At 36.8% G+C, this 11041-nt stretch carries 8 protein-coding genes; 1 reads left to right on the top strand and 7 read right to left on the bottom strand.

Features of this window, described 5'->3' with window-relative positions:
• From ACIQ6Z_RS07580 to ACIQ6Z_RS07550, 7 genes are all read right to left on the bottom strand, one after another.
• The coding region (locus ACIQ6Z_RS07580) for an alpha-amylase family glycosyl hydrolase (protein ID WP_396210306.1) at positions 1-876 on the bottom strand (876 nt) is incomplete at its 3' end.
• A gap of 10 nt (positions 877-886) precedes the next feature.
• Entirely contained in the window at positions 887-2722 is a 1836-nt protein-coding gene (locus ACIQ6Z_RS07575; protein ID WP_396210305.1) for a glycoside hydrolase family 13 protein, read from the bottom strand.
• 35 nt (positions 2723-2757) lie between these two features.
• The gene (locus ACIQ6Z_RS07570) at positions 2758-4872 is read right to left on the bottom strand and encodes a glycoside hydrolase family 97 protein (RefSeq protein ID WP_396210304.1); all 2115 of its coding nucleotides are present in this window, start codon (positions 4870-4872) and stop codon (positions 2758-2760) included.
• 5 nt (positions 4873-4877) lie between these two features.
• Complete coding sequence (locus ACIQ6Z_RS07565) at positions 4878-7157, bottom strand: glycoside hydrolase family 65 protein (RefSeq protein ID WP_396210303.1); 2280 nt, start codon at positions 7155-7157, stop codon at positions 4878-4880.
• A gap of 55 nt (positions 7158-7212) precedes the next feature.
• On the bottom strand, positions 7213-7866 hold the full coding sequence (gene pgmB / locus ACIQ6Z_RS07560) for a beta-phosphoglucomutase (RefSeq protein ID WP_396210302.1): 654 nt from the start codon (positions 7864-7866) through the stop codon (positions 7213-7215).
• Between the two features lies 1 nt (position 7867).
• The gene (locus tag ACIQ6Z_RS07555; RefSeq protein ID WP_396210301.1) at positions 7868-9256 is read right to left on the bottom strand and encodes an MFS transporter; all 1389 of its coding nucleotides are present in this window, start codon (positions 9254-9256) and stop codon (positions 7868-7870) included.
• Positions 9257-9452: 196 nt separating this feature from the next.
• Entirely contained in the window at positions 9453-10478 is a 1026-nt protein-coding gene (locus ACIQ6Z_RS07550) for a LacI family DNA-binding transcriptional regulator (protein ID WP_396210300.1), read from the bottom strand.
• Between the two features lie 224 nt (positions 10479-10702).
• On the opposite strand from ACIQ6Z_RS07550, the gene ACIQ6Z_RS07545 reads away from it, so the two are divergent.
• The coding region (locus ACIQ6Z_RS07545; RefSeq protein ID WP_396210299.1) for a carboxypeptidase-like regulatory domain-containing protein at positions 10703-11041 on the top strand (339 nt) is incomplete at its 3' end.

Raw genomic sequence — 11041 nt, 5'->3', positions numbered from 1 at the left:
ATCAAAATTTTTAACCGTCTCTTTTCCTTGTGCTATTTTGTTTAGTGTGTGGTGTCCCTCCCAGCCATAAGCCATATCAAATAAATTGTCTTTTAACAAAGCGGGTTCCCATGCTTCTGCTAACATGAATATGCTTTTTTGTTTGCGCAATTTCGGAATGGCTTGTTGCCAAAAATTCAAAGGAACATTTCCGGCTACATCACAACGGAATCCATCAATATCTTCATTTTTGATCCAATGCATCATATCGGCAGTCATGGCTGCTCGTAGATTTTTATTGTCATAATTTAAATCGGCCACATCGGTCCAACCCCATGATTTACCCGTTTCTGGATTGATCGGGTCAATAATTTCTCCTTTAGCATTTTTGGTGTAATATTCAGGATGATTTTTGATCCAAACGTGATCCCAACCCGTATGATTTGGCACCCAATCCAAGATTACATAAATTCCATTTTCGTGTGCAGTTTTTACTAAATTTCTGAAGTCTTCAATGGTGCCAAATTCGGGATTTACTTTTGTAAAATCAGAAACGGCATAATAGCTTCCTAAATATTTGTGTTGCTCTGCGGCAGGCATTTCCGAGGCAAATTTACTGTTATCACCACCTGTTGCTTTTCTTTTGGTTTGTGAAATCGGAAAAATAGGCATAACCCAAATAATTTTCACTCCCAATTCTTTCAATTGCGGAATGTCTTTTGTAAAGGCATTGAAGGTTCCTTCTGGAGAGTACTGGCGGATATTTACTTCATAAATAACGCTGCTTTCTTCTATAGCTGGACTGAATTTTTCAATTGTTGTACTTGCTATATCTTCTGAGTTATTTTTGCAACCCATCATTGCGATTGCGCTCCAAATAATAAAGATTTTTTTCATTTTCTTTTACTTATTTAAGTTCTAAAATTAAGGCTGTTTTACCTTCAATGGATAGTTCGTTTTTCAAATCAATGGTTTTTCCATCCAATACGTCTGTTCCAGAAACAAAGTTTTTGATGTTTTCTTGAAAACGCGTAAGGTTTATTTTTTGTGTATCGGGCGCATTATTAATTATTACCATTACGGTTTCTGTATCGTTATGACGGAAATATACATACACATTATTTTCGGGTACATAATGCGTTAACTTACCCGAATGAATAACGGCTTTATTTTTGCGCCAATTCAATATTTTTTTCGAAAAATCAAAAAACTTGTTTTGTTCAGCGGTTCTTCCAGTAGCCGTAAAAGCGTTGTTGCTGTCGCCTTTCCATCCGCCAGGAAAATCTTGGCGAATATCAGCATCTCCTTTGCCTTTGTCTCCAGCCATTCCTATTTCAGAACCATAATACAATTGTGGAATACCTCGCATAGTAGCTAAAAGTGTCATACCCAATTGGTACTTTTTGATATCCTTTTGATAAATTTGATTGTAGCGACCGGTATCGTGATTTTCCAAAAAGATTAATAAATTATTAGGATCTGCATAGAGAAAATCATTTACAAAATTGTCATAAAAACGAAACATTCCATTATTCCAGTCCGTTCGATCTTCATAGAATACATTACCAAAAACATCGTGTAAGGTAAAATCCATTACACTGGGTAAGTAGGAATTGTAACTTTGAATTTTAGCAATCGGACTGTCTTTTTGCCAGTACGAAATTTGTGCTTGATCGTGCATCCAAACTTCTCCTACAATATTGAAATACGGATATTCATCGGTAATCGCTTTGGTCCACTTTCCAATTCCATCTTTGTCATTATACGAATAAGTATCTACACGAAATCCATCTAAATCGGCATATTCAATCCACCAAATGGCATTTTGAATCAAATAATTCAATACCAATGGATTTGATTGGTTTAAGTCGGGCATGCTAGGCACAAACCAACCGTCCATACACAATTTAGCATCTATTTTAGATCCGTTTGTGTCATATTGAGTGGTCATGCGGTAGTTGCTTTGTTTGTATCCAGGAAATTGATGAAACCAATCATAAGCAGGCATATCTTTAAACATCCAATGTTCAGCACCCCAGTGATTGGTTACATAATCTTTGATTAATTTCATGTCTCTTTTGTGCAACTCATCGGCTAATTTTTTGTATTCTTCATTGCTACCATATCTTGGGTCAATGCGATACACATCCGATTGCGCATAGGTATGATAGGAATAGCCATTGTCATTGTCTTCACACATGGGCGTACTCCATATAGCTGTAGCACCAAGTTCTTTAAGGTAATCCAAATTGTTAATGATGCCTTGGATATCGCCCCCATGTCTTCCGCCAGGCAAGCTACGATTTCCTTTTTCTTGCAATTCGCTTGAAGAGTCGTTGCTTGGATTTCCGTTAGCAAAACGATCGGGCATCAATAAATACATGACATCGGATGCATCAAAACTTTTGCGAAGTGCCGAATTTTCTTTTCTTTTTTTGATTTCAAAGCCTTTTTTGAAGGTTTTTTTACCATTCGTAAACGTAAACTGTAAATCTTGTGCTTTTACATTTTTTGTATCTATGGTTACAAATAGGTAATTCGGATTTTCCGTTTTGGTGCGGCTCGTGATCACCACATTATTGGAAACACTTACAGAATTTTCAGCGATATTTTTTCCGTAAAACAAAACTTGTACCTCACTTTTGTTCATGCCTTCATACCAGAAAGGAGGCTCCATTCGGTCTATTTGTGCCGATAACGAAAGTGAGAATAGGATACTGAAGGATAAAATTATTTTTTTCATAATTTATTTTTTGAATGAATTGCTGACTCGATTTTTTATTTTACCTCAACGATACTAATTGCATAGCCACCACCCGCAGCGGTAAACAATTGTAATTTGGTTTTATTTGTAACTTTTTGTTTGCTTATTTTATAAGCTTGTGGATTGGTTTTGTAATCTGCATTTGGTGCATCGGCATATATCGTGGCTTCGTATTTTTTGCCTTTTTCAAGAAAATCAAGCGCTATTGTTGACGTTCTTTTTTGGTAGCCGTTTGAATTCCCCACAAACCAATTGTTCGAATTTATATCTTTTCGGGCTGTTGTGATATAGTATCCAGGTTCTGCCTCTAAATATTTTGAAGTTGTCCATTCAACAGGAACGTCTTTTATAAATTGGAAGGCGTCTAAGAATTGGTTGTAATGTTCGGGTAAATCGGCTGCCATTTGAAGCGGACTGTACATGATGACATAAAGGCCTAATTGGTTTCCTATGGTTGTATTGACATGAGAATTATTATTCGGATTTAATTTGGCAATGTCCATTTCAAAAATTCCAGGGGTATAATCCATAGGGCCGCCAATCAATCGCGTAAAGGGCAATAGGGTAGTGTGATTGGCTTTTGAACCGCCAAATGCTTGAAACTCTGTACCTCTAGCGGATTCATTTCCAATAAGATTAGGATACGTTCTGCAAATTCCAGTAGGTCGAACCGCTTCATGGGCATTCACCATGATTTGATAGTCTACTGCTTTTTCTACACAATATTGGTAGTGATTTAATATCGATTGGCTGTAATGGTATTCGCCTAAGGGTAAAATATTCCCTACATAGCCACTTTTTACCGCATTATACCCGTTGTCTTTCATGAATTGGTAGGCGCGATCAATATGGCGTTCATAGTTTCTGGTTGCACCCGAAGTTTCGTGGTGCATGATCATTTTAATTCCTTTGGATTGGGCATATTCTTGAATGCCTTTAACATCAAAATCGGGATAGGGCGAAAGAAAATCAAAAACATAGTCTTTTTCTTTTCCAAACCAATCTTCCCAACCTTCGTTCCAGCCTTCTACTAAAACGGCATCAAAACCATGTAATGCTGCAAAGTCGATGTATTCTTTTACATGTTTTGTATTGGCAGCATGTGTTTTATTGGGTTTTACTTTTGAATAATCAGTAATGCCTAATTGCACGGCAGGGACATCATCGGTATAGGACCACGAACTTTTTCCGGTAATCATTTCCCACCAAACACCTACATATTTCACTGGTTTAATCCAAGACGTATTTTCAATTTTACAGGGTTCGTTTAAATTTAAGGTCATTCTTGAGGCTAAAATATCGCGGGCATCATAACTGGCAATAATGGTGCGCCATGGCGATACACAAGGGGCTTGTAAATGACCTTTATTTCCTTTGGCATCGGGGGTTAAATGCGATTGAAAGACAAAATTTGCATCGTCTAAATTCAAATGCATACACGAATAGTTGATCAAAGCCGCTTCGTGAATATTGAGGTAAATACCATCGGCTGTTTTTAACTGCAATGCCGTTTGTACCCCTGTATCTGAAAATTGTTTTTGAGAGGCATTTCCAGTAACAGCGCCACGAAATAAATTTTTAATTTCTGATAATTTACTTTCGGTATAATCATATTCTTGCGTGTCATAATCGCCAGGAATCCAAAAAGCAGTATGATCTCCTGTCATGGCAAACTCTGTGCGTTCTTCTTTCAGTACAAAATAGGTCAAGTTTTTTTGTTGTGGAAATTCATAGCGAAATCCTAGTCCGTCGTTGAATAAACGAAAACGAACAACGATCAAACGATCGGTTTCGTTTTGTTTTAGCGTTAGCGCTAATTCGTTATACTGATTACGAATGTCAGTTTCTTCTCCCCAAACAGTTTTCCAGGTTTCATCAAAAGTATTTCGTACTTCGTTGACCAATTTAAAATCATTGATCAATGATTTACTGTCTTTTTGAAGTTCTAATCCCAGTTTACTTTTTTTAATAATTTCTTTATTCTTTAAAAAGAGTTGGTAGGTTGGGGTACCGTCTTTTTCCAAGGTAAAGATCATTTTGAAATTTCCATTGGGCGATTGAAATTCTTGCCCCACACTTCCAGTGATAGAAAATAAGACGAGAACTACTGAAACAAAATACTTTTTCATATTCATTATGCTAATTGAGGTGTTCCGTTAACAATTACTTCCACATCTTTATGGCCTTCAATTGAAACTTGCGTACCGTTATGATTCACTTGTACTTTTACGATGGCATTTCTAAAATTGACTTTAAACGAATAGCCTTCCCATTCTTTTGGAATTTTTGGGTCAAAATGCAATTGATTATTTTTAACACGCATGCCACCAAATCCTTCTACAATACTCATCCACGTTCCTGCCATTGAAGTAATGTGTAATCCTTCTTCTACTTCTTTGTTGTAATCGTCTAAGTCTAAACGCGAGGTGCGTAAATAAAAGGTGTATGCTTGTTCCATTCTGCCTAAAACAGCAGCTTGAATGGAGTGCACACAAGGCGATAGGGAACTTTCATGTACCGTAAAGGGTTCATAGAAGTCAAAGTGTTTTTCTAATTCTTCTCTGGTAAAATGATCTTCAAAGAAGTAAAAGCCTTGTAGGGTGTCGGCTTGTTTGATATAGGGCGAACGCAATATTCTGTCCCACGACCATTTTTGATTGATAGGTCGTTGTGATCTGTCTAAATTAGCTACTGTTATCAATTCTTTATCCAAGAAGCCATCTTGTTGGAGGTATACGCCATGTTCTTCAGAATACGGGAAGTACATGTTATCGGCAACCTTTTTCATATCGGTCATTTCTGTTGCATCAATTTTTACTTTGTTACTGATGCGTGCATAATCATCCGGATATTCACCCGCAGTTTTTTCGATTTGCTCCAGTGTATATTGGATACACCATTTCGCAATATAGTTGGTATAAAAGTTATTGTTTACGTTGTTTTCGTACTCGTTTGGCCCTGTAACACCTAAAATCACATATTTATTTTTGTGCGTTGAGAACGTGGCTCTTTGGTGCCAAAAGCGCGCAATCCCAATTAATACTTCTAATCCTTTTTCAGGAATGTAAGAATAATCGCCTGTAAAACGATAGTAGTTATAAATGGCAAAAGCAATGGCTCCGTTTCTGTGAATTTCCTCAAAGGTAATTTCCCATTCGTTGTGGCATTCTTCACCATTCATGGTTACCATTGGATACAAAGCCGCGCCATTTTTAAATCCTAATTTTTCTGCATTTTCAATGGCTTTGTCCAACTGGTTGTAGCGGTACGCTAATAAGTTTCGGGCTACTTGCTGGTCTTTGGTTGCCATATAAAAAGGAATACAATAGGCCTCGGTATCCCAATATGTAGATCCGCCATATTTTTCCCCTGTAAATCCTTTAGGTCCAATATTCAAGCGCGAATCTTTCCCCAAATAAGTTTGATTCAATTGGAAAATATTGAAACGAATTCCTTGTTGCGCTTTAACATCACCCTCAATGGTAATATCGCTCATTTCCCAAATTTTTGCCCAAGCTGTTTTTTGAAGTTTCGTCAATTGACTCATTCCAATTTCTAAAGCTTTAGCAATTACATTTTCGGCTGCTTTAACCGTGTTTTCATGATTCATGGAAACGGTATATCCGCCCATTTTTTGTAAAGTAGTCGTTTGTCCTTTTGCAACCGCTACTTCATAACAAAATTGTATTTTTTCGTTGGTTTCTTGAACGCTTACAGGAGCAATGCTCAAATTAGAACCTTCTAATAAAATACTGTTTTGCATAAACGTAGTCGCCGTAAAATGCGTTTTAAACGTTCGTGCCGTAACAAAAGCTTCGTTTCCGTTATGCTTTACTTTAATAGGTTCCCAAAATTTTTCTTCCCAATTGGCGTCTTCATTATGCACACCTGCATCGAGGTAGGGTTTGAATGCAATTTTTGCATCAGAGTTTAATGCGGTAATTTCATAATTAATGCAACCCACTTCATCGCAATCTAAAGATAAAAAGCGGCGTACGTTTACTTCAATTTCAGTACCATTAGCTAAAGTAGCTTCAAAAGAACGGTAATAGATACCTTCTTTCATGTTCAATTCTCGACGAAAATTTTGTACCGAGCGACAAGCAGCTAAGTCAAAATTTTCTCCGTTAATTTCAATGTCAATTCCGATCCAATTGGGAGCGTTTAGTACTTTGGCAAAGTATTCTGGATAACCGTTTTTCCACCAACCCACTTTTGTTTTATCGGGATAATAAATACCAGCGATATAACTTCCTTGAAAAGTAGGGCCTGAATAGTGTTCTTCAAAATTAGCACGTTGTCCCATAGCACCGTTACCGATGCTGAATAAACTTTCAGACGATTTCACTTTCTCTGCATCAAATCCTTCTTCAATAATCGACCAATTGTCGGGTTTAATATAATCTTGGTTCATTATAATTTTGTTTCAAGTTAAAGGTTTCAAGTTGCCTCGAATACTTTAAAATATTTTAATTTATTAGTTTTTCTAAAAAGGCATCCTCTAATGAGGTAAAATCCTTGAAATTGTATTGTGCTTCGTGTAATACTAGAGGATCACCTATACCTACGCTTATCATTTGTGCAGTGTTTGCTGCCTGAATTCCAGCGACAGAATCTTCAAAAACGATGGAGTTGGCGTTGGAAACACCAACCAAGTGGGCGGCTCTAATAAATACTTCAGGATCGGGTTTTGCGTTGGACACATCATTTCCGTCAACTATAGCATCGAAGTAGTGCAATATGTTTGTTTTTTCTAAAATAGGTCGGGCATTTTTACTGGCCGATCCGAGTGCAATAAATTGTTGGTGTTCTTTTAAAAAGGCCAATACACGAGGCACATCTGGCAAGAGTTCTTTCTCATCCATGGTTACCAGGTAGGACAAATACTCTTCATTTTTTTGAACCAACCATTTGTTTTTTTCGGCTTCTGTAGCTTGTACATTACCAAGGGCTAAAATAATTTCTAAAGAACGAACACGGCTAACACCTTTCAAGGATTCGTTGTGTTCGTGTGTAAAATGAATTCCCAATTGGTTAGCTAGTTTTTGCCAGGCCAAAAAGTGGTATTTTGCGGTATCAACAATGACACCATCGAGGTCAAAAATAAATGCTTTTTTGTTCATTTTACTCCGATTTTTCTTGGATAGTAGTAACGGCTAATCCGGCGATAAGTAACGAAATTCCGGCTACAACAATCATAAGAATGGCGTTTCCAGTAAACAGTCCTTTATCGGCAACTTCAAAGCATTTTTCGTTGGCTTCATTATAAAAGATGCCTCCTTTTTGAACCCCTAAAATAATTCCTCCCAAGGCGCCCGCTACAATTTGTGGTATGGTAATGGTTCCGTTGAAAAGCCCCATATATACCCCCATTTTATTGGCGGGAAGCGAACTAGAAAGCATTGCATATGGGATGGCCAAAATGGCTGCCCAAGCAACTCCTACACCGATCATGGAGAAAAACAAGATGTATTTGTCGTGAAAGAAATACATAGAGATCAGTCCAACACCTCCAAAAATAAGCGAATAGCTGTAGGTTTTTTTACGACCTATTTTTTTTGCAACGTATGGAATGCTTAGTGCAAAAATAGCTGCAACAGCACTGTAAAAGGCAAACAATACGCCGGTCCAGTCGCCAGCTTCGTTAAAAGCAAGTGAATGTGGGTCGGCAGCAGCATCACCCCAAACTTGATTGGCAATTCCTCGGGTAGTGTAAACCCACATTAAAAATAAAGCAAACCAGGAAAAGAACTGAACCAAGCCCAACTGCCAGAAAATTTTTGGCGCTGTTTTTAGGAGTTCAATGAGGTTTGTTTTTTCTTTTACTTCCGGAGCATTGAGATCAATATTATTGAATTCAGCATGTTCTTTAGGTGCATATTCTTTTGTTTTGAATACGGTCCAAAGGACACTAAGCAATAAAATGGCACCTCCAATGTAAAAGGACCAAATAACAGAATCGGCCACTTTTTCCCCTGCGGCTGGAACGTTTGCTACGTTTAGTTTTGCTAATATCCAGGGCAATAAAGATCCGAAAACAGCTCCAAAATTGATAAGGGCACTTTGCAATGAATAACCTAGATTTTTTTGTTCATCGTTGACCATATCGCCCACTAAAGAACGGAAAGGCTGCATGGTAATATTGAATGAAGTATCCATTATTAACAAAATCAGTCCTCCAAAAACTAATGCAGGCAAAAGGTTGGCAAAATTTCCAGAATTGGGCATGAAAAACATCGCCAAGGCAGAAATTATAGACCCTAACAAGATAAATGGAATCCGTCTTCCAAGGCGGGTCCAAGTTTTATCACTTGAAAGTCCAATAATGGGTTGCACGACTAAACCTGCCAAAGGAGCAGCTAGCCAAAAATAATTGATCTTGTCAACATTTGCACCTAATGCTTCGAGAATTCTACTGGTGTTACCATTTTGCAATGAGTAGCCAATTTGCACACCAAGGAATCCGAAACTAAGATTCCAGATTTGCCAAAAACTTAAATTCGGTTTTTTCATTATCGTAAATTAAATTAAAATACGATAAGCACTTTGCTTATCAAAACTTATTGTGTTTAGAAGTGAAGTTATAAGCTTTGATGTGGTAAATTTAAAAATAAAAATTCAAATAATACAATATTTTTTTTGCAGTTAAAATTCTTTTTAAAGAAAAATAAAATGCACAAATGGCTGTTTATTAATTATTTGGCTATAACTATTTCGTTGTAGTAGATTCTCTAATGATGAGATTGGTTTCAATTATTTCGGTGGTGTATTGTTCGTTTTCTTCGTCCTCTAACTCCAGGCGATCAATGAGCATTTGTGCGGATTTACGTCCCATTTTTATACCGTTTTGGCTCACGGTAGAAATACTTGGCGTTGAAAATTGCGAAATGATTCCATCGGTAAAGCCTATAACCGAGACGTCCTCGGGAACTTTTAGGTTGTTTTGCGCTGCAATCTTAATCGCGGTAACGGCAAATAATTCGTTCACCGCAAAAATTGCCTCACATTTTTTAGATTGGATGAGGTTTTCAATTTTGAGGGAACAATTGTCAATATCTTCTATTTTAATGATAAGCTCTTCATCGATAGCAATATGGTGGGCCTTCAAAGCTTCTTTGTAACCATCGGTTCGTAATTTTCCAACACTCACATAATCTACAGTGGTAATTAGTGCGATTTTTTGAAACCCTTTTTCAATGAGAAATTGCACGGCATCAAAGGCAGCTTGTTTGTCATCAATAATTACTTTGTCACAGAAAACATCATTGGTTACACGATCAAACAAAACTACTGGCATTCCTTGGTTGATGACTTCTTGAATGTGGTGAAAGTCTTTTTTCTGTTGGGTTTCTTTGGATAACGACATGATAAAACCATCGGTACTGCCGTTGGCGAGCATTTCAAGATTGATGACTTCCTTATCAAAAGATTCATCCGACAAACATACGATTACATTGTATCCATTTTCGTTGGCTACCTGTTCGATTCCACTAATGACGGTCGCAAAAAAATGGTGTACAATTTCTGGAATTATGATGCCAATGGTTTTTGTTTTTTTGTTTTTTAAACTTAGGGCAATATTATTGGGTTTGTAGTTGTATAATTTGGCAAAAGCTTGCACTTTTAAACGGGTATCTTCACTAATTTCGTGGCTGTCACGAAGCGATTTTGACACGGTTGAAATCGATACGTCTAGTTCTTTAGCAATTTGTTTAAGCGTGACTTTTTTTCTCATCGGGAAAAAGCTAATTGTTAATATGCTTTAAAAGTAACTTTTTTTTTTGAAGTATCGCATTTTTCTCCTAAAAATATCGCGATAACCACAAAGTTTTCAACACGAAAACGTTTTCGCAACCTCTTTTTTGGCCTTCAATTTTTTTATACCAAATTTTTACATAAATTTAACATTAGAAGTAAAGTTATAAGCAATTAAAAACAATTTTAACCTAAACAATTTGTATGAAAACACTGCAAAAAAAGTTACTACTTTTCTTACTTATCTTTCCGATAGGGATGTTTGCACAAAACACACTTAAAGGTGTTGTTTTAGAGGGTAAAACGCAACAGCCATTGCCAAGCGTAGCCGTAGCAATCGAAGGTACTAACACTATGACTGCGACTGATTTTGATGGTAATTTTACATTATCAAATCTTAAAAAAGGACAAAAAATTACGTTCTCTTTTATTGGATTTAAAAATCAAACATTAGTTTATGAAAATCAATCTTCTGTAACTATTCGATTAGAAGAAGACCTTCAAGAATTAAAAGATGTTGTAGTAATTGGGTACGGAGGTGGA

This window comes from Flavobacterium sp. (genome assembly GCF_044376915.1).
In the GTDB taxonomy this organism is placed as follows: domain Bacteria; phylum Bacteroidota; class Bacteroidia; order Flavobacteriales; family Flavobacteriaceae; genus Flavobacterium.
The sequence above is the reverse complement of the archived record's forward strand: the minus strand, read 5'-3'. Positions and strand labels throughout refer to the sequence as shown.

Excerpts from the sequence above, each read along its gene's own strand:
- ACIQ6Z_RS07575 (WP_396210305.1), bottom strand. The coding sequence starts at position 2,722 with ATGAAAAAAATAATTTTATCCTTCAGTATCCTATTCTCACTTTCGTTA.
- ACIQ6Z_RS07570 (WP_396210304.1), bottom strand. The coding sequence starts at position 4,872 with ATGAAAAAGTATTTTGTTTCAGTAGTTCTCGTCTTATTTTCTATCACT.
- ACIQ6Z_RS07565 (WP_396210303.1), bottom strand. The coding sequence starts at position 7,157 with ATGAACCAAGATTATATTAAACCCGACAATTGGTCGATTATTGAAGAA.
- pgmB (WP_396210302.1), bottom strand. The coding sequence starts at position 7,866 with ATGAACAAAAAAGCATTTATTTTTGACCTCGATGGTGTCATTGTTGAT.
- ACIQ6Z_RS07555 (WP_396210301.1), bottom strand. The coding sequence starts at position 9,256 with ATGAAAAAACCGAATTTAAGTTTTTGGCAAATCTGGAATCTTAGTTTC.
- ACIQ6Z_RS07550 (WP_396210300.1), bottom strand. The coding sequence starts at position 10,478 with ATGAGAAAAAAAGTCACGCTTAAACAAATTGCTAAAGAACTAGACGTA.